Source organism: Enterobacter sp. RHBSTW-00175 (genome assembly GCF_013927005.1).
GTDB lineage: Bacteria > Pseudomonadota > Gammaproteobacteria > Enterobacterales > Enterobacteriaceae > Enterobacter.
Genome location: NZ_CP055930.1, coordinates 4,834,073 through 4,853,839 on the forward strand (window position 1 = coordinate 4,834,073; position 19,767 = coordinate 4,853,839).

The following is a 19,767-nucleotide window of genomic DNA, read 5'->3' on the forward strand; positions in this document are numbered from 1 at the left end:
AGAGACAACTTGATTATGAGGTTTTCGATGTTTGTTGCCATAATTTCTCTGCAAGCATCAATTGCCTTACCGTTTCGACTGACAGGTTGATACTCTCAGACGTTATCAGCATTCTTTGTGCCTGTGTCGGCCCCACGCTCTGGCACTCAGTTTTCAGAAAATGAATAACGCGGGCTTTAAGCTCTACCTGAAGCCGGTGATTACTGGGTTTTCCGCGCCGCTGGCTGACTAACCCGACAGGTCCTGCCTGTAGGTATTGCGCAATCAGACGGCGGCAGTGACGTGGCGTTATCTCCATTGACGCAGCCGCTTCCGTCAGACTTAATTCACTGGCCAGCACAGCCTCAATGAGTTCCAGTCGGTAGCGTTCCCTGAGAGACATCATCACTTTTTCATCTGTTTCTGGCATATTTGGCCTCTTTTTCAGGATTTTTTACTCGTTGTTGCTCGTTTGCCTCGGTTCATCTTTTACCAAAAATGGCCTCCGAGCTACCCTGAAGCTTTAACATGGCTTCAAGCATGTCATCTTCGTTCAGTGAACGCTGAGATTTGTTAATACTGGGTGCATGCCGTCTGCGGGAAGGTTCATCGCCAGCAGGTACCGACTGTGACCGGTTATTGTCACGTTTTCTCTGGACCTGCCTGGCAACGTCCAGCACATGGCCCAGTCTTTTATTATCTGCAATCGCGACGGGGTCAACTTCCGACAACCGGTCATAGGTGGAATAGGGGAGCAGCACATCATTCAGGCGCAGTTCCTTATGCCCGTCAGGATAATGCCAGACATCGATATACTTACCGATGGCCCGACGGCTGTACTCACTGTCTTCAATCAGATAAAGCAGTTTATCGTACTGTACTGTAAGGTTTTTTGAAACTCGCCGGGGTTCGCGCCAGGTAAATTCCGCATCAAGATCATCGGTTAATGTCAATGGCCGGTGAGCATTGAAATCATGCCGGGGGGCTTTGGCAAACCGCTTGTTGTAATCGGTCATGTATTCTTCGGCAAACGCATTTGCTGCTTCTATCGTACTGATCCCTTTTAACCTGAGCTCTTTAACCAGCCGGTCCTGAAGTGTCAGATGGGCGCGTTCAACGCGGCCTTTTGCCTGACTGGTTTCCGCGCACAGAGGGGTGATATTAAGGCAGCGCATGGCCCTGGCAAACTGGGTTTCACCGGGACCTGTGGTGGCGTGTTTATTATTGACTCTGAACACGCTGGCTTTATCGCTGTAGAGGATCATGGGTTTACCGTATTTCTCGATATAGCCACGGGTCGCTTCAAAATAGGTGAATGTGGATTCAGATTTCACAAACAGCAGGTGCATCAGGCGACTGGTGGCATCATCAACATAGACCAGAGCAGTACAGGGCCGACCCCGATTTTCAAACCAGTGATGGTCGCAGCCATCAATCTGGATCAGCTCGCCGGTACAGGGGCGTCGATAACGGGGCTGGTGAATTTTCGGCGGACGTTGTCTGCGGGGGATCCAGAGTCCGGATTTTATCATGAGGCGTCTGATGGTTTCCTTGCCAAGGACGAGACCGTGAACTTCTTCCAGCTTTTCCCGTGCCAGTGTCGGACCAAAATCAGAGTAGCGTTCCCGAATGATACTCAGCGCCAGCTCAGTCAGTGATGTGGGCAGCAGGCGGTTTCCGGTGCGACCGCGACTCTGGTTGTTCATACCAAGCGGTCCGGACTGACGATAACGTTTCAGCAGACGGCTGCAATGGCGTGGCGTGATGCCGAGCATCTCCGCAGCCTGGCCAGGACGCAGGTTGCGATCGATGACGTCCTGAAGGATTTTTAGGCGGTTAATTTCTTTCACGGTGAACATCCCGGCGTCATGTATAGCCATAGAAAACTCCTCATCAGGAAAAAGCGAGTCGTTGACTAGACATACAGGTCTGAAAACTATAGCCTGGACATTCCTAATGAGCCACAAATAGACATTAGCATTGAGCCCCTACAATGTTTGTCAAGGCTCAATTGAAATGTCCGTTATCCAGCTCAATTAAAATGACCACTTTGATCTCTCATTCTCTTTACTGATAGACTTTCCTCCGACTGAAACAACAGGATGATTGAGCCCATGCTTCGATACGAGTTAACGCCGAACAATGCAGGTTTTATACTGTGGGGAGATTCAGAAGCCCTGAATGAATTACATGAACTCATTCATTACATCGTGGATGAAAGCCCACTGATTAAAGTTAAAGACGGATTTATGTTATCCCTTGCCTATGATATTCGTAAAGCACGGGAAGGTAATCGTCGTGTTGAGCAACATCAGTATGATCAACATGATACATATAAGCTTTATGGTGTTGAGCTTTTATGGCCTCTGGTCCTGGTACAGTCCTCAATACTCAGAAACTCAATGGGTTATATTCAGACAGACAAAAACCAGCTGTCTGTCATGTATGCCTTTGAATACCTGATAGAATCAGCATTAACAGAGTCTGAGAGAACAACGTCGAATGATATTATGCTAACAGTAAAATATGCATCAGACTCTGATTTTAATTTCATTGAGGATAATATTGACAGCAGGTGCTGCTATTTTATCAGCCTATCTCCGGAGCAAAGAAAAAAGCAGTTAATCAGTATTGTTCGTTCTTTTCATTCATTATGGGGTAAGTATGCCCGTGAAAAGCAGGACATAAAGATGCTGAACGAAATGAATAATACATCATGGGTCTGGCCGGACAATATCAACTGGTGAGCAACCACTGTCCGGCCAGTGAGTACCATCAGCGGGCTCTTTTACCAAAAATGTCCTCTGAACGTGACTGAAGCTGTTTGAGTGCTTCGAGCATGTCATCATTATCCAGTGAGCGCTGGGATTTCTTCCCTTCCTGCTTTGGCCGTCGTCGGGAAGGGCCATCTCCAGCGGGAATTGACTGAGAGCGCGTGTTATCCCGCTTGCTCTGCACCAGACTGATAAACTCCAGGGTTCGGCCAAGACGCTTGTTATCGACAATCGCGCCCTGGTCGATTTCTGACAGTCGGTCGTAGGTAGAGTAGGGAAGTAGCGTACCGTTCAGGCGCAGCTCTTTTCTGCCATCAGGATAGTGATACACATCGATATATTTACCTATTGCACGGCGACTCAGTTCGCTGTCTTCAATCAGGTACAACATTTTATCATATTGTATCGTCAACGATTTTGAGACTTTACGTTTTTCACGAACAGTGAAAATAAGCCCCAGGTCCTCATCATGTTCTACAGCACGGTGTACGTCAAAATCATGTCGCGGTACTTTGCCAAAACGGCGGTTATAGTCAGCCATATAGGCCTCAGCGAAGTCATTTGCAGCCTCCATTGAACAAATGCCCTGTAACCGCAGCTCTTTGACCAGACGATCCTGTAAAGTGAGGTGAGCTCGTTCTACACGCCCTTTGGCGGGACTGGTTTCTGCACAGATAGTCTGGATGTTCAGTTCATGCATGGCTCGCCCAAACTGAGTATGCCCGTCTCCGCCTGTGGCGTGTTTATTGTTAACACGAAAAACACCGGCTTTATCGCTGTACAGTGCCAGCGGTTTACCATGCTTATCGATATAGCGCCGCGTGGCTTCGAAGTAAGAAAACGTGGACTCCGATTTAACAAACAACAGTTCCATCAGTTTGCTGGTTGCATCATCAACATAGACCAGCGCGGTGCAGGCCGGGCCACGGCCTTCAAACCAGTCGTGATCACAGCCATCTATTTGTATCAGCTCACCAGTACACGGACGCCGGTACCGTGGTTGAGGGATCCTTGCGGCACGTTGTTTACGGGGAACCCATAAGCCAGCCCGCACCATGATGCGCCGGACAGTTTCTTTGCCAAGAAACAGTCCGTGGAGTTCTTCGAGCTTTTCACGCGCCAGAGTCGGACCGAAATCAGCATAACGCGTCTTGATCAGTTCCAGAGCCTGATCTGCGAGCCCGGGTGGCAACTGGCGGTTACCACGCATGCCACATCGTCTGCTGGCCATACCAAGCGGTCCGCCTTCACGGTAACGGGCAAGAAGTCTGCGGCATTGCCTGTCGCTGATACCGAGGTGCTCGGCCGCACGGCGCGTTGTGATGCGACGTTCAATGACGTCCTGTATAATCTTGATCCGGTTGATCTCTTTCAAAGTAAACACTCCTGAGCTTTCTGCGCTCATGATATGCCTCCCGGTAGTTTAAACGGACCAGTGAAGCTTACCATAGCGCGGACATCTGAATTGAGCCACAGGCGGACATTACTATTGAGCCATTACAATGTTTGTCAAGGCTCAATTGAAATGTCCGTTATCCAGCTCAATTAAAATGACCACTTTGATCTCTCATTCTCTTTACTGATAGACTTTCCTCCGACTGAAACAACAGGATGATTGAGCCCATGCTTCGATACGAGTTAACGCCGAACAATGCAGGTTTTATACTGTGGGGAGATTCAGAAGCCCTGAATGAATTACATGAACTCATTCATTACATCGTGGATGAAAGCCCACTGATTAAAGTTAAAGACGGATTTATGTTATCCCTTGCCTATGATATTCGTAAAGCACGGGAAGGTAATCGTCGTGTTGAGCAACATCAGTATGATCAACATGATACATATAAGCTTTATGGTGTTGAGCTTTTATGGCCTCTGGTCCTGGTACAGTCCTCAATACTCAGAAACTCAATGGGTTATATTCAGACAGACAAAAACCAGCTGTCTGTCATGTATGCCTTTGAATACCTGATAGAATCAGCATTAACAGAGTCTGAGAGAACAACGTCGAATGATATTATGCTAACAGTAAAATATGCATCAGACTCTGATTTTAATTTCATTGAGGATAATATTGACAGCAGGTGCTGCTATTTTATCAGCCTATCTCCGGAGCAAAGAAAAAAGCAGTTAATCAGTATTGTTCGTTCTTTTCATTCATTATGGGGTAAGTATGCCCGTGAAAAGCAGGACATAAAGATGCTGAACGAAATGAATAATACATCATGGGTCTGGCCGGACAATATCAACTGGTGAGCAACCACTGTCCGGCCAGTGAGTACCATCAGCGGGCTCTTTTACCAAAAATGTCCTCTGAACGTGACTGAAGCTGTTTGAGTGCTTCGAGCATGTCATCATTATCCAGTGAGCGCTGGGATTTCTTCCCTTCCTGCTTTGGCCGTCGTCGGGAAGGGCCATCTCCAGCGGGAATTGACTGAGAGCGCGTGTTATCCCGCTTGCTCTGCACCAGACTGATAAACTCCAGGGTTCGGCCAAGACGCTTGTTATCGACAATCGCGCCCTGGTCGATTTCTGACAGTCGGTCGTAGGTAGAGTAGGGAAGTAGCGTACCGTTCAGGCGCAGCTCTTTTCTGCCATCAGGATAGTGATACACATCGATATATTTACCTATTGCACGGCGACTCAGTTCGCTGTCTTCAATCAGGTACAACATTTTATCATATTGTATCGTCAACGATTTTGAGACTTTACGTTTTTCACGAACAGTGAAAATAAGCCCCAGGTCCTCATCATGTTCTACAGCACGGTGTACGTCAAAATCATGTCGCGGTACTTTGCCAAAACGGCGGTTATAGTCAGCCATATAGGCCTCAGCGAAGTCATTTGCAGCCTCCATTGAACAAATGCCCTGTAACCGCAGCTCTTTGACCAGACGATCCTGTAAAGTGAGGTGAGCTCGTTCTACACGCCCTTTGGCGGGACTGGTTTCTGCACAGATAGTCTGGATGTTCAGTTCATGCATGGCTCGCCCAAACTGAGTATGCCCGTCTCCGCCTGTGGCGTGTTTATTGTTAACACGAAAAACACCGGCTTTATCGCTGTACAGTGCCAGCGGTTTACCATGCTTATCGATATAGCGCCGCGTGGCTTCGAAGTAAGAAAACGTGGACTCCGATTTAACAAACAACAGTTCCATCAGTTTGCTGGTTGCATCATCAACATAGACCAGCGCGGTGCAGGCCGGGCCACGGCCTTCAAACCAGTCGTGATCACAGCCATCTATTTGTATCAGCTCACCAGTACACGGACGCCGGTACCGTGGTTGAGGGATCCTTGCGGCACGTTGTTTACGGGGAACCCATAAGCCAGCCCGCACCATGATGCGCCGGACAGTTTCTTTGCCAAGAAACAGTCCGTGGAGTTCTTCGAGCTTTTCACGCGCCAGAGTCGGACCGAAATCAGCATAACGCGTCTTGATCAGTTCCAGAGCCTGATCTGCGAGCCCGGGTGGCAACTGGCGGTTACCACGCATGCCACATCGTCTGCTGGCCATACCAAGCGGTCCGCCTTCACGGTAACGGGCAAGAAGTCTGCGGCATTGCCTGTCGCTGATACCGAGGTGCTCGGCCGCACGGCGCGTTGTGATGCGACGTTCAATGACGTCCTGTATAATCTTGATCCGGTTGATCTCTTTCAAAGTAAACACTCCTGAGCTTTCTGCGCTCATGATATGCCTCCCGGTAGTTTAAACGGACCAGTGAAGCTTACCATAGCGCGGACATCTGAATTGAGCCACAGGCGGACATTACTATTGAGCCATTACAATCTTTGTCAAGGCTCAATTGAAATGTCCGTTATCCAGCTCAATTAAAATGACCACTTTGATCTCTCATTCTCTTTACTGATAGACTTTCCTCCGACTGAAACAACAGGATGATTGAGCCCATGCTTCGATACGAGTTAACGCCGAACAATGCAGGTTTTATACTGTGGGGAGATTCAGAAGCCCTGAATGAATTACATGAACTCATTCATTACATCGTGGATGAAAGCCCACTGATTAAAGTTAAAGACGGATTTATGTTATCCCTTGCCTATGATATTCGTAAAGCACGGGAAGGTAATCGTCGTGTTGAGCAACATCAGTATGATCAACATGATACATATAAGCTTTATGGTGTTGAGCTTTTATGGCCTCTGGTCCTGGTACAGTCCTCAATACTCAGAAACTCAATGGGTTATATTCAGACAGACAAAAACCAGCTGTCTGTCATGTATGCCTTTGAATACCTGATAGAATCAGCATTAACAGAGTCTGAGAGAACAACGTCGAATGATATTATGCTAACAGTAAAATATGCATCAGACTCTGATTTTAATTTCATTGAGGATAATATTGACAGCAGGTGCTGCTATTTTATCAGCCTATCTCCGGAGCAAAGAAAAAAGCAGTTAATCAGTATTGTTCGTTCTTTTCATTCATTATGGGGTAAGTATGCCCGTGAAAAGCAGGACATAAAGATGCTGAACGAAATGAATAATACATCATGGGTCTGGCCGGACAATATCAACTGGTGAGCAACCACTGTCCGGCCAGTGAGTACCATCAGCGGGCTCTTTTACCAAAAATGTCCTCTGAACGTGACTGAAGCTGTTTGAGTGCTTCGAGCATGTCATCATTATCCAGTGAGCGCTGGGATTTCTTCCCTTCCTGCTTTGGCCGTCGTCGGGAAGGGCCATCTCCAGCGGGAATTGACTGAGAGCGCGTGTTATCCCGCTTGCTCTGCACCAGACTGATAAACTCCAGGGTTCGGCCAAGACGCTTGTTATCGACAATCGCGCCCTGGTCGATTTCTGACAGTCGGTCGTAGGTAGAGTAGGGAAGTAGCGTACCGTTCAGGCGCAGCTCTTTTCTGCCATCAGGATAGTGATACACATCGATATATTTACCTATTGCACGGCGACTCAGTTCGCTGTCTTCAATCAGGTACAACATTTTATCATATTGTATCGTCAACGATTTTGAGACTTTACGTTTTTCACGAACAGTGAAAATAAGCCCCAGGTCCTCATCATGTTCTACAGCACGGTGTACGTCAAAATCATGTCGCGGTACTTTGCCAAAACGGCGGTTATAGTCAGCCATATAGGCCTCAGCGAAGTCATTTGCAGCCTCCATTGAACAAATGCCCTGTAACCGCAGCTCTTTGACCAGACGATCCTGTAAAGTGAGGTGAGCTCGTTCTACACGCCCTTTGGCGGGACTGGTTTCTGCACAGATAGTCTGGATGTTCAGTTCATGCATGGCTCGCCCAAACTGAGTATGCCCGTCTCCGCCTGTGGCGTGTTTATTGTTAACACGAAAAACACCGGCTTTATCGCTGTACAGTGCCAGCGGTTTACCATGCTTATCGATATAGCGCCGCGTGGCTTCGAAGTAAGAAAACGTGGACTCCGATTTAACAAACAACAGTTCCATCAGTTTGCTGGTTGCATCATCAACATAGACCAGCGCGGTGCAGGCCGGGCCACGGCCTTCAAACCAGTCGTGATCACAGCCATCTATTTGTATCAGCTCACCAGTACACGGACGCCGGTACCGTGGTTGAGGGATCCTTGCGGCACGTTGTTTACGGGGAACCCATAAGCCAGCCCGCACCATGATGCGCCGGACAGTTTCTTTGCCAAGAAACAGTCCGTGGAGTTCTTCGAGCTTTTCACGCGCCAGAGTCGGACCGAAATCAGCATAACGCGTCTTGATCAGTTCCAGAGCCTGATCTGCGAGCCCGGGTGGCAACTGGCGGTTACCACGCATGCCACATCGTCTGCTGGCCATACCAAGCGGTCCGCCTTCACGGTAACGGGCAAGAAGTCTGCGGCATTGCCTGTCGCTGATACCGAGGTGCTCGGCCGCACGGCGCGTTGTGATGCGACGTTCAATGACGTCCTGTATAATCTTGATCCGGTTGATCTCTTTCAAAGTAAACACTCCTGAGCTTTCTGCGCTCATGATATGCCTCCCGGTAGTTTAAACGGACCAGTGAAGCTTACCATAGCGCGGACATCTGAATTGAGCCACAGGCGGACATTACTATTGAGCCATTACAATGTTGGTGCGCATAATGTATATTATGTTAAATGCAATATCGCCAACCGTACTGCACCAATCCCTGAACCATTCCCTGCCGTTTTGCTATCTGAACCGCTCAGGTTTTCATTATTGCTCCGTAAAATGCATTCTGGTGATTTACGAACATGAGTGACCAACAAAAGCTTTCTCGTCGCTGAGAAAGCTTATATTGTTCTACTCGCAATATTTCAATGAAATGAACGTCAGGCTGGTAATATCTCGACTGTTGCCGCTCTGGCTCGCGGCCCTGTCATGGCGGATACATAGGAGCTGCTGGCATATTTTGAACGATAGGCTTGATCTATTTTGCTTTCCAGAACGGGCTCTGAAACTGCTGCAAACACAACGTCAAATTCCTGCCCAATAGCCAGAATCTTACCCGCCCGTTGAGCTAGCGCGGCCTGATACCATTTTGATGCTTTGCCATTGTATGCGCGTACAAACAGTCGGTTATCTACAGTCACTTCCCAGATCCATGTTGGCGTACCGGTGGTCGTCATATCAGGATGGAATGGCGCAATTTTGAGGTCATCAGCCTCATCAATTTTTGCTAACAGGTTAAGTTTCCAGGACATAGCCCTTCCCTCTTTCCAGATCCAGAACAATGTGCTGATTCATCAGAGATGCCAATTTTCTAACGCAGCGGCAAGATCAATCATGGATCCTGACGCCAAGACAACCGCGAACAAATTCAGGATAATAGCGGTTATCAGAATAGAGAAATGAATAGAATTCATTAATTGTAGCTTTGATTACTGCCATTCCGTGTTGAATAAGCGGTAGCAAGCATGCGCCACCGCTTCATTACATATGCTTATTCTGCGCTCAGTGATGCCATATCAATAACAAAACGGTGCGCCATATCACCCTGTTCAAGACGAGCGAAAGCATCGTTAATCTGATCGATTTTAATCATTTCACACTCAGGGTAGACATTATGTTTCGCACAGAAATCCAGCACTTCCTGGGTTTCTGTAATGCCACCAATCAGCGAACCGGCAACACGGCGGCGTCCCATTACCAAAGGGATCGTCAGCGGTTCATCCATCAGACCAATTTGGCCGACAATGACTAACGAGCCATCAATATCTAACAGCGGTGTGTAGATATTCAGATCATGCTTAACGGGCGCAGTATCAATAATTAAATCGAATGCGCAGGCCGAGCCCTGCAATACCTGCGCATCTGAAGAAGGCAGAATGCCTTTCGCACCTAGCGCTTTTGCCTCCTCCTCTTTGTTTTTGGTTCGACTGATGACGGTCACCTCGGCCCCCATCGCCACGGCCAGCTTAACCGCCATATGGCCCAGGCCACCTAATCCGATCACGCCAACGCGGCTGCCTGGGCCAATATTCCAGGTACGCAGCGGAGAGAATGTCGTGATACCGGCGCACAGAATCGGCGCGGTTTTCGCCAGATCCATATTTTCCGGTACGCGCAGCACAAACTCTTCACGCACAACAATATGTTTGGAGTAACCGCCCTGAGTGACTTCGCCGCTAATGCGATCCGGTGCGCCGTAGGTCGGCGTCATCCCGTTACGACAGAACTGTTCTTCACCATGTTCACACTGATCGCAGTGCATACCACTGTCCACCATACAACCAACAGCGACATGATCGCCCACATGATACTTTTTGACGTTCTGTCCTAGTGACGTCACAATGCCAACAATTTCGTGACCCGGGATCAACGGGTAAAGCTGTGGCCCCCAGTCTCCATTAACCGTATGCAGGTCTGAGTGACAAACTCCGCAGTAGAGAATTTCAATGGCGACGTCGTTTTCACGTAAATCGCGACGCTCGAAATGATAAGGAACCAGTTTCGCATCGGAAGCGTGCGCGGCATAACCAACCGTTTTCATAAATACCTCATGGAGTGATGGATTCGGCGTCATTGTTTTTGCAACCGAATAAAAATGACTAAATTACTATTGGTTTTTTCCTGTGTTTATTTCTTAAAAATAGATGGTGATTATTGTTTATTTAGATACTTATTGAAGAATTCCGTTATGCCATTGAACGGGATTTTATCCATTCGATCATACAAATCAACATGAGTAGCACCCTTGACAATCAGAAGCTCTTTTGGCTGATTTGCCGCTTCATATGCTGTTTTGGAGAAATAAAGCGAATGCGCTTTTTCACCATGGACAAATAAGATAGGACGCGGAGAGATTTCCTTAATATAGGTCATCAGAGGGAAATTCATAAATGACATCGGCGTTGTCACTGACCATGAATTTCCTGAGTTAACGGCGCGTGGATGATATCCTCGTTTGGTCATATAATAGTCCGCATAGTCCACGAGGAACTGCGCTTCGCCGCCCTTCAGTTTATTGTAAGCTGGCTGATAAGCCGGTTTACCGTTTGCCGCATCTTCCCAGCGTTGAAGGCTCAGCTTCTCAAGTGTCTGCTCACGTTGCACCGGGGTTACGCTGTCATTGTACCCTTTCGACATAACGCGGCTCATATCATACATGGTGCTGGCGACAACAGCTTTTACGCGTTTATCAACAGCAACAGCGTTCAGTGCAATCCCGCCCATACCGCAGATACCGATTACGCCGATACGTTCCCGATCCACATAGGATTGTAATCCAATGAAATCCACCGCAGCCATAAAGTCTTCGGTATTAATATCCGGGGAGGCTATATTGCGTGGTTCCCCACTGCTTTCCCCTGTATAAGAAGGATCAAAAGCCAGCGTCACGAATCCGCGCTCGGCTAACGTTTGTGCGTAAAGGCCTGATGCCTGCTCTTTTACTGCGCCGAAAGGCCCGGAAATAACCAGTGCCGCAAACTTCTTATTACCGCGATCTTTAGGCAGATAAACATCTGCGGCCAGCGTAATACCATAACGGTTTTTAAACGTTACCTTTTGATGTTCCACCTTGTTACTCCTCGGGAAGGTTTTATCCCAGGTCTGAACCAGAGGTAATGAAGAATCTGCTGCACCAGCTATTGACTGGGCGACCGCAGATTCTGCTGAAAGCAGAGCCAACGCTCCGGCAAGGAGTGCACCATTAAAAAAGCGATTTGGGGATTTAATTGTCATGATATTAAAAACCTTTCATTTGTAGATAAGGATTCTGTTTTTAAACATCTCGCATGTGTATTTCAATAATGCTCGTTGCATGAGCAGTTTTAATATATTTACCGTCTGTGCCGTCTTACTCATCCAGGGGTTTGTTGGAGTGTTGCTATTTTGGATGTCGGAGAGGAAATGTGTTATTAAAATACTCTGTGATTTTTGCCTGATCCTATGAATCTGTAGTGAAAGCGTGTATTTCAGTTTTTTAAGCTGGTAAGTTAGCCTCAGAGAGATATAGCAAATTTGAGGTGTTCAAAATGGTGTCAGACAGATCGGTTGAGGAATTACTCGGTGCGCTTACCCGGGATATCGCACTGCGTACGCCAGGCACCGGTGATTTCCCCACAGCATTAGACGGACTGGAATTATTCCGGCGAAATGAGCCTGCTTCCCCGGTAAGCTGCCTGGTTCCTCCCAGCGTCGTACTGGTGACCGATGGTGCGAAGATCATGTGGGTTGGGGGTCAGCCTTATAAATATGATACGGAAAAATTCCTGATCACCTCTCTCGACCTGCCCGCAAGTTCAGAAGTGCTTAAAGCATCGTCATCCCGTCCGTGCGTCGGCATAGCCTATAAACTCGACCAGCGTGTATTGATGGAGTTAATTGCGCAGGGAAGTCTGCCGCCTGTCAAAAAGCGAGATTTGGGGGCTGGTGTCGGAATAGGTACCGTTACCGATGTCCTGCTTGAGACTTTTTGCCGTCTGCTTTCATTGCTTGACGAGCCAGAAGCAATCCCGATTCTTGGTCCACTTATTCAACGGGAAATACATTACCGGCTGCTGATGAGTGACCAGTCCGATCATCTCAGACAGATTGCAGCCGTTGACGGGCATGGCTACCGTATCGGCAAAGCAATTGACTGGCTGAAAACCAATATCTCATCACCTTTACGTATCGAGGAGCTCGCGAGTCGTGTGCAGATGAGCACGCCCTCTTTCCACCATCATTTCAGGCAACTTGCGGGAATGAGTCCGCTCCGTTATCAGAAATGGCTGCGTCTTAATGAAGCACGACGGCTGATGCTCAATGAGCATAATGATGTCACCACGGCGGCGTTTACTGTTGGCTATGAGAGCTTATCTCATTTCAGTCGCGAATATACGCGGATGTTTGGCGTATCACCAAAAAGAGATATTACTGTGCTGAGGCAGTCAGCCAGTAAGCGCTAATATCCCGTCGAACTCGTTTCATCCCCCTGCCCCTTATCTGGTCTATGAATTTCATTCATAGCACCTATTTAAGTAGCGTAATTATCTTTAACCGCAATTTCGTTAATCTGGGTGCATCAGGAGAGTCAGCACCGCGAAGATGGTGGGGATCCCCCAACCTTAATGGCGGGGGGTGTTATTAGTGTCTAACTAAATGTTTTTATCGAAGAATACGTCTAACTTTTGCAAAGCCTGGTCAACATATTTTGGCACCCAGTAAGTCTCGATATGAGTAGCACCATCGATCAGGAAGAGTTCTTTGTCCTTCGTACCGGTGGCCTTAGCGAACGCATCTTCAGTCATATAGAGCGTATCCGCTTTTGTACCGGCAATCATCAGCAGTGGTTTATTGATGAGATTGATATGGTCCGTTACGTCAAAGCTCATCAAATCTAACAGGCTGCTTGTGGTGTATTTAAACGTTGAGTTCGGGTGTGCGTGGGTTTTCCAGTAGTACTCGTAGCCCTGCCGATATAAGGCAAAGGGTAATTTAGCAATCTGTTCATTAGTCAGGTTGGCATCACCGGAATAAAGCACTTCGCCTCCGGCGGCCTCCTGAGTTCGTGCGTCTGACGCCTGCTGAAGGCGCTGCTGGACAGTATCCAGCTGTGAATTCTGCATCCCATTACGGCGTACAAGACCGGAATTAAACATGCTGATGGTTGCAATGGATTTGAACCGTTTGTCCGTCTCGGCAGCAACGAGTGAATAACCACCACCACCGCAAATGCCAAGCAAGCCGAGGCGGGAAGTATCAACCCCCGGATACTGGCTGATGTAGTCAGCCATACCGTGAACGTCCTCAATACGGTTAGCCGGTTTATCCACGCTGCGAGGCATCCCGCCGCTGGCACCCTGATAAGCCGCGTCGGCGGTAATCGTGATGTACCCATGCTCAGCAAGGCGCTGTGCATACAACCCGGCGACCTGTTCTTTTACACCACCATTAGGATGCGCGACCACTATGGCAGGATATTTTTTGGCAGGATCATAGTTAGCAGGGGTATAGACATTCGCAGCAATCTGGATGCCATGCAGATCGTATTTCACCGGATGAATATTGACCTTGCCTTTGACGTTCTCAGTAATTGCACCTTCATAGACCAGTGTGAATGGATTCTTTTTGTAATCAGCCGCATTGACTGAGCTCACGCCAGCCATTGCCGTGAGCAGAATTGCACTTATAAGTGTGAATTTCATGGTTTCCCCCGATGAGTGTCGGCCTCGTTAAGCAGGCCCGCGGATTTAAATTTGCAGGCTCAGATTAGGGTGAAAGGACTGTCAGCAGGGTGACAGGGAAATAACATTTTTGTCAGGAAACGCGCTGGGATGGCTAAGCAATTCTGACAATGCTGTCAGGTAACCGTCAGCTTTATGTTGGCAACCAGGGGGCAAAATGGTCTCGGTAACAGGGTTGTTCAGGTATTGAAGCGCCGATGAAAAATTAAGAGGAAGTTCCGTTATGCGCCTGTTGTTAGTCGAAGATGAAGAAAAAACGTCAACCTATCTCAACCGTGCGTTGAGCGAGTCCGGTTTTACGGTAGATGTCTCTGCAGATGGCGCTGAAGGTCTTCATTACGCGCTGGAGTTCGACTACGACGCGATAATCCTGGATGTGATGTTGCCGGGGATGGATGGCTACCGGGTACTTGAGGGGGTGCGAGCGGCTAAACAGACACCGGTGCTGATGCTCTCGGCTCGCGGATCGGTCGATGAGCGCGTCAAAGGGCTGCGTCTTGGCGCGGATGATTATCTCCCCAAGCCCTTCTCTCTTATTGAACTGGTGGCACGTATTCAGGCCCTGGTGCGTCGCCGCTCGATGGATGGTGCAGACATCACCCAACTGCAAATTCACGATCTGCATCTCGACTTACTGGCTCGCCGCGTTTTTCGCGCCGGAACACGGCTGGAGCTGACCGCGAAAGAGTTTTCCCTGTTGAGCCTTCTGGCCCGGCATCAGGGGGAGATCCTGTCAAAGATGATGATTGCTGAACAGATATGGGACATGAATTTTGACAGCGATGCCAATGTGGTTGAAGTCGCCATTAAACGACTTCGTGCAAAAGTGGATGCCCCGTTCGACGTCAAACTGTTACATACCGTTCGTGGCATGGGTTATGTCCTCGAAGTCCGTTCTGAATAAATGAAGGGGATAATCATGCCTAAGCGTTCCATCTCAGTTCACCTGGCGCTGATGTTTGCTTTATCCGCGCTGCTGATTGTGTCCGTAATCGGTATCCTCCTGAGAAGCTCCTTGCATGATTCTTTGCAAAAGCAGATGCACAACGAGCTGTTGTTCCGGGAATCATTAATGAGCCCGTGGATCACCGCACGAACCTCGGCTGAAGGCTGGTCTACGCTTGCCAATAAATTCACCGTATTAACCAATTCTGAAGGTGAGCGCGTTCGCTACTGGATCGTGAGCGATAACCCGCGCTTTAGCGTAGGAGGAACGCCACCAGTAGGCGTTCAGTGGTCTTCTTTGCAGGAAGGTTTTAATAAAGTGCCTGGCGCATCGGAAGGCGCATGTTCACTGTTCCTGTTAGTGAAAACTATCCCCGCCAATGGAGAAAGACCCGAGCTGCGCTATGTCGTTGCCATCGACTCAACACCCTACATGGGCACACTGAATGCCTTCACCAGGACGCTGCTTATCATAGCCGCACTGGGCGTCGTTATTGTCGCCATACTGGGCTACGTTGTTTCAAGGATTGGTCTTCGTCCAGTTGGCACCCTCAGTAGACAGGCCCAACAACTCGCTCCGGGGGACCATGGTCAGCGTCTGAATACCTGCGCGTTACCCCAGGAACTCCAGCAACTGTCATCATCATTTAATGGCGTGTTAGAGCGTCAGGAAATTGCCTGGCGTCAGCTCGACAGTTTTAATGCCGATGTTGCTCATGAACTCCGTACCCCGCTGACAAACCTTATCGGCCAGACGCAACTGGGGTTATCACGCCGACGTTCGCAGGATGAGCTGGAAGAGCTATTGGGTTCCAATCTGGAAGAGCTTGAACGCATGACGTCGATCGTTAACGACATGCTGTTCCTGTCTCATGCCCATGCGGGTGAACATGCCTCTCAGCTCACAAAGGTGTCCCTGCGAGAAGAAACCCTGAAAACAGCAGAGTATGTTGAACCTTCATTTGCTGAAAAACACCTCTCTCTGGATGTTCAAGGCGACGTCACCGCGCACATCGACCGACGACTGTTCCACCGCTCACTGGCCAATTTACTGGAAAATAGCACAAGACATTCGCCCTCCAATAGCACGGTTACAGTGCGGTTAAGCGAAAAAGGTCATCAGGCCTGGATAGAAGTTTCGAACCCGGGCGATCCGATAGCGCCAGCGCACTTACACCGGCTTTTCGAACGCTTTTATCGCGTCGACACCTCCCGGGCCAGGAGTGATACCCATCATGGGCTGGGCCTGTCGATCGTACGCGCCGTCGCCATTATGCACCGGGGAGATGTCTTTGCGCGCAGTGAGAATGGCATCAATACATTTGGCCTTACCTTTGAGAAACAAGCGGATAAAACAGCGAGCAATGTTCACTCCGGCACTGATACGGGACCAGAGTTAACTGACAGAATTGTCAGGGGGGTGTCAGCCTGAGGACATGACGCCCTCGTTAAAATCATCACAGGCAATCCCCCTCTTCATTGATAAGGACGCTATGTATGATCAGACACTTACGTTACCTCGGGCTATTTATTCCCCTCTTTGCGTTTTCATCCTGGGCTGCGGAGCAAAATACCACTGTCCATATCGCCCCCGCAGGAAGCCAGAACGCGGTGTACGGGCCAGCGGAGAACTTTACCGGTCGCGTCCGGGTTGATCCTCTCTTCAAGCCTGATAACGACATCCGTGTTTCCGGGGCTTATGTCACCTTTGAGCCTGGCGCCCGCTCCGCCTGGCATACGCATCCGGCAGGTCAGCGACTGATTGTGACCTCTGGTGTTGGGCTAACCCAACAAGAAGGCCAGCCGGTGCAGATTATCCGCACGGGTGACGTTGTCACTTGCCCGGCAGGTGTAAAACACTGGCACGGGGCCACACCGGATAGCGCGATGACGCATCTGGCAATAACCGGGGTTGTGGATGGCAAAAGCGTTAACTGGATGGAGAAAGTGACAGATGAACAATACCACGCCCATTAAGGCATTAACGGCAGGGGTGCTGCTGACCTTCGGTTTTGGTCTTACGGCACATGCTGCACCCGCCAATACAGGAGCTTCAGAAATGAACCATGAACAAACAGTTTCAGAAACACTGTCAGCCCGCCAGCAGGCCATCCCGTTGATTGCGGCATCGATGGCCAGCAGTCAGATGGATAAGCTGAATAAGGTCCTTAATCAGGGACTTGATGCCGGGCTCACGATAAACGAAACCAAAGAGATACTCGTCCAGCTTTATGCCTACACGGGATTCCCCCGGAGCCTGAACGCGCTAAGCGAACTGATGAAGGTCGTCGAAGCACGTAAGCAACGTGGCATTGAAGACGTTGAAGGAAAAGAACCCGCCGCCCCGATCCCTGTCGGGGATGAACTTCGCCGTATCGGTACCGCAAATCAGACGAAAATCTCAGGTGCCCCGGTTCAGGGGCCGCTGTTTGATTTTGCACCGGTCATTAACCAATTCTTGCAAACGCATTTGTTCGGCGACATTTTTGCCCGCGATAACCTCGACTGGCAAAGCCGGGAGCTGGCAACGGTTGGCGCATTAGCAGCCACGCCGGGCGTTGAATCACAACTGCTGTCACATACGCGAGCAAGTATGCGGGTTGGGCTAACGGCAGCGCAGCTTCGCCAGCTGGCAGAGGTTCTGCGTGAACATGGCGAAAAAGATGCAGCGACACGAGCTGAAAAAGCGCTGCAACAGGCGCTTGCAAACCATTAGGAGTGGACTATGGAGCATGATCCCAACCGCAGAATGTTGATAACAGCCCTTGCCGGGCTGACGCTGGCGAACGTCTCCCTGGCGACAGCTGCCACCGGAAATGCAAATGTGCAGGGTAAGAGTCGAATTCTGGTAGCGTATTTTTCTCGCAGCGGAAATACACGGGTGATTGCGGGCGTCATTCACCGCAGCCTGAATACCGATCTGTTTGAAATCGAACCGGCTACACCTTATCCGGAAGATTATTTTCGGACCGTTGAACAGGCGAAAAATGAGCGTGAGCGAGGAGTAAAACCCGCATTAAAAAATAGCGTCGCAGATATCTCACGCTATGAAACCCTGTATTTAGGTTTTCCTGTCTGGGGGACCAGCGTGCCGCCCGTAGTGCAAACGTTTCTTAGCAGCCACAACCTTGCGGGCAAATTACTCATCCCTTTCATTACTCACGGTGGCTACGGTAAAGGAGACAGCGACGACATCCTTGCCAGCCTCGCCCCAACTGCGCGCCGGGAAAAACCGCTGATCATTGAATGTGATCAGGAGCGAAGAACGACAGAAACGGTCACCCGTTGGTTAGAGACAATACGCAGCTGATTTATTAATAAGAGGAAATACCCTTGAAGACACTTTTAAAAGCACTGTCCGTCTGCGTTATAGCGAGTGGTCTGGTGGCTCAGTCGGTATACGCCGAGCCACTGGTCATTCAGGAACAGGGGAGCTTTTCTGCTGGCGGGACGATCATCACCGCTCCCGGGAAATTTGACGCGAAAAAACCGCTGGACTCTGCTGGTCAAACTTATCACGGCGATCATGCATCGGTGTTCTACCAAATCCCGGTGAATCCGCATAAATACCCTATCGTCATGCTGCACGGTGCAGGCCAGTTCTCTCGTACCTGGGAAAGCACTCCAGATGGTCGCGAAGGATTCCAGAACATATTCCTGCGTCGCGGATTCTCAACTTATCTTGTCGATCAGCCTCGTCGGGGCAGCGCCGGGCGCACGACTGTAGAAGGAACTGTTTCGCCAAAACCGGATGAGCAACTGTGGTTTAATCAGTTCCGCGTTGGCGTGTGGCCAGAGTATTTTAAAGGCGTTCAGTTCTCTCATGACAAAGAAGCGCTGAATCAGTATTTCCGTCAGATGACCCCAAATACCGGGCCGTTTGATATCAATGTTATCTCTGATGCGATGTCCGCCGTCGTGGATAAATCCGGACCGGCGATCCTCTTCACCCACTCTCAGGGCGGCGGACCAGGCTGGTACACGGCGATGAAAAACGACAAGGTCAAAGCCATTGTCGCCTTCGAGCCTGGCAGCAGTTTTGTCTTCCCGGAAAAAGAGCTCCCTGCCTCTATGCCAAGCGCGTTCGACACGCTGAAGGGTGAGCCAGTGCCAATGGAGCAATTTATGGCCCTGACCAAAATCCCGATTCTGATTATTTACGGCGATAACATACCGGATAAACCTGTCGCCATGCCCGCGCAGGACAGCTGGCGCGTAAGACTGGCGATGGCCCGTGAGTGGCGTGACGTGGTGAACAAGCATGGCGGGGATGTCACTGTGACGCATCTGCCTGAAGTGGGAATCAAAGGTAATACCCACTTCCCATTCTCTGATTTAAATAATGTGCAGATTGCTGATTTGGTGAGCAAATTCCTGAAGGAAAAAGATCTGCAGTAGGACGAGATAATAGCGAGCCTTCATTAATGAAGGCTCA

19 protein-coding genes are annotated in these 19,767 nt (G+C 49.4%); 10 read left to right on the forward strand and 9 right to left on the reverse strand.

The features are described from left to right. Window positions 1-13: 13 nt before the first annotated feature. Window positions 14-409, reverse strand: coding sequence for a helix-turn-helix domain-containing protein (locus HV107_RS23400; protein WP_044715447.1), 396 nt, complete (start codon window positions 407-409; stop codon window positions 14-16). 52 nt (window positions 410-461) lie between these two features. After that, window positions 462-1,859 (reverse strand): ISNCY family transposase, encoded by a 1,398-nt coding sequence (locus HV107_RS23405; protein WP_044715449.1) that lies wholly within the window; start codon window positions 1,857-1,859, stop codon window positions 462-464. Window positions 1,860-2,093: 234 nt separating this feature from the next. Here HV107_RS23405 and HV107_RS23410 point away from each other — a divergent pair, with 234 nt between their 5' ends. Continuing rightward, window positions 2,094-2,726: a DUF6904 family protein gene (locus tag HV107_RS23410; RefSeq protein WP_001567369.1), complete on the forward strand. Its 633-nt coding sequence runs from the start codon at window positions 2,094-2,096 to the stop codon at window positions 2,724-2,726. Between the two features lie 28 nt (window positions 2,727-2,754). On the opposite strand, the gene HV107_RS23415 is transcribed toward HV107_RS23410, so the two are convergent. Continuing rightward, the gene (locus HV107_RS23415) at window positions 2,755-4,158 is read right to left on the reverse strand and encodes an ISNCY-like element ISKpn21 family transposase (protein WP_001567368.1); all 1,404 of its coding nucleotides are present in this window, start codon (window positions 4,156-4,158) and stop codon (window positions 2,755-2,757) included. A 218-nt stretch (window positions 4,159-4,376) separates the two neighbouring features. Between HV107_RS23415 and HV107_RS23420 the strand changes: the two genes are divergently transcribed. Then, window positions 4,377-5,009 carry a DUF6904 family protein gene (locus HV107_RS23420; RefSeq protein ID WP_001567369.1) on the forward strand — a complete coding sequence of 211 codons (633 nt, stop codon included), beginning with the start codon at window positions 4,377-4,379 and terminating at the stop codon, window positions 5,007-5,009. A 28-nt stretch (window positions 5,010-5,037) separates the two neighbouring features. Here the strand turns inward: HV107_RS23420 and HV107_RS23425 are convergent, their stop codons facing one another. Beyond that, window positions 5,038-6,441, reverse strand: coding sequence for an ISNCY-like element ISKpn21 family transposase (locus HV107_RS23425; RefSeq protein WP_001567368.1), 1,404 nt, complete (start codon window positions 6,439-6,441; stop codon window positions 5,038-5,040). A 218-nt stretch (window positions 6,442-6,659) separates the two neighbouring features. On the opposite strand from HV107_RS23425, the gene HV107_RS23430 reads away from it, so the two are divergent. Beyond that, window positions 6,660-7,292, forward strand: coding sequence for a DUF6904 family protein (locus tag HV107_RS23430; RefSeq protein ID WP_001567369.1), 633 nt, complete (start codon window positions 6,660-6,662; stop codon window positions 7,290-7,292). Between the two features lie 28 nt (window positions 7,293-7,320). Here HV107_RS23430 and HV107_RS23435 read toward each other — a convergent pair whose 3' ends face one another. The 4 genes from HV107_RS23435 to HV107_RS23450 form a co-directional block, all read right to left on the reverse strand. Next, the gene (locus tag HV107_RS23435; protein WP_001567368.1) at window positions 7,321-8,724 is read right to left on the reverse strand and encodes an ISNCY-like element ISKpn21 family transposase; all 1,404 of its coding nucleotides are present in this window, start codon (window positions 8,722-8,724) and stop codon (window positions 7,321-7,323) included. Between the two features lie 323 nt (window positions 8,725-9,047). Further along, window positions 9,048-9,419 (reverse strand): DUF2255 family protein, encoded by a 372-nt coding sequence (locus HV107_RS23440; RefSeq protein ID WP_182061125.1) that lies wholly within the window; start codon window positions 9,417-9,419, stop codon window positions 9,048-9,050. A gap of 239 nt (window positions 9,420-9,658) precedes the next feature. Beyond that, window positions 9,659-10,708: an NAD(P)-dependent alcohol dehydrogenase gene (locus HV107_RS23445; RefSeq protein WP_182061126.1), complete on the reverse strand. Its 1,050-nt coding sequence runs from the start codon at window positions 10,706-10,708 to the stop codon at window positions 9,659-9,661. 110 nt (window positions 10,709-10,818) lie between these two features. Then, window positions 10,819-11,901 carry an alpha/beta hydrolase gene (locus HV107_RS23450; RefSeq protein ID WP_182061127.1) on the reverse strand — a complete coding sequence of 361 codons (1,083 nt, stop codon included), beginning with the start codon at window positions 11,899-11,901 and terminating at the stop codon, window positions 10,819-10,821. A 293-nt stretch (window positions 11,902-12,194) separates the two neighbouring features. On the opposite strand from HV107_RS23450, the gene HV107_RS23455 reads away from it, so the two are divergent. Beyond that, entirely contained in the window at window positions 12,195-13,109 is a 915-nt protein-coding gene (locus HV107_RS23455; protein ID WP_182061128.1) for an AraC family transcriptional regulator, read from the forward strand. A gap of 189 nt (window positions 13,110-13,298) precedes the next feature. On the opposite strand, the gene HV107_RS23460 is transcribed toward HV107_RS23455, so the two are convergent. Next, complete coding sequence (locus HV107_RS23460) at window positions 13,299-14,348, reverse strand: alpha/beta hydrolase (protein ID WP_182061129.1); 1,050 nt, start codon at window positions 14,346-14,348, stop codon at window positions 13,299-13,301. A gap of 262 nt (window positions 14,349-14,610) precedes the next feature. Between HV107_RS23460 and HV107_RS23465 the strand changes: the two genes are divergently transcribed. From HV107_RS23465 to HV107_RS23490, 6 genes are all read left to right on the forward strand, one after another. Further along, a complete protein-coding gene (locus HV107_RS23465) occupies window positions 14,611-15,291 on the forward strand; it encodes a heavy metal response regulator transcription factor (RefSeq protein WP_182061130.1) in 681 nt (226 codons plus the stop codon). Window positions 15,292-15,306: 15 nt separating this feature from the next. Beyond that, window positions 15,307-16,764 carry a heavy metal sensor histidine kinase gene (locus HV107_RS23470; RefSeq protein WP_182061131.1) on the forward strand — a complete coding sequence of 486 codons (1,458 nt, stop codon included), beginning with the start codon at window positions 15,307-15,309 and terminating at the stop codon, window positions 16,762-16,764. Window positions 16,765-16,829: 65 nt separating this feature from the next. Next, window positions 16,830-17,309 carry a cupin domain-containing protein gene (locus HV107_RS23475; RefSeq protein WP_182061132.1) on the forward strand — a complete coding sequence of 160 codons (480 nt, stop codon included), beginning with the start codon at window positions 16,830-16,832 and terminating at the stop codon, window positions 17,307-17,309. Beyond that, the gene (locus tag HV107_RS23480) at window positions 17,287-18,048 is read left to right on the forward strand and encodes a carboxymuconolactone decarboxylase family protein (protein WP_182061133.1); all 762 of its coding nucleotides are present in this window, start codon (window positions 17,287-17,289) and stop codon (window positions 18,046-18,048) included. Before HV107_RS23475 ends, HV107_RS23480 begins: the two co-directional genes overlap by 23 nt. A 9-nt stretch (window positions 18,049-18,057) precedes the next feature. Beyond that, window positions 18,058-18,642: a flavodoxin gene (locus HV107_RS23485; RefSeq protein ID WP_182061134.1), complete on the forward strand. Its 585-nt coding sequence runs from the start codon at window positions 18,058-18,060 to the stop codon at window positions 18,640-18,642. 23 nt (window positions 18,643-18,665) lie between these two features. Then, complete coding sequence (locus tag HV107_RS23490; protein ID WP_182061135.1) at window positions 18,666-19,730, forward strand: alpha/beta fold hydrolase; 1,065 nt, start codon at window positions 18,666-18,668, stop codon at window positions 19,728-19,730. Window positions 19,731-19,767: the final 37 nt, after the last annotated feature.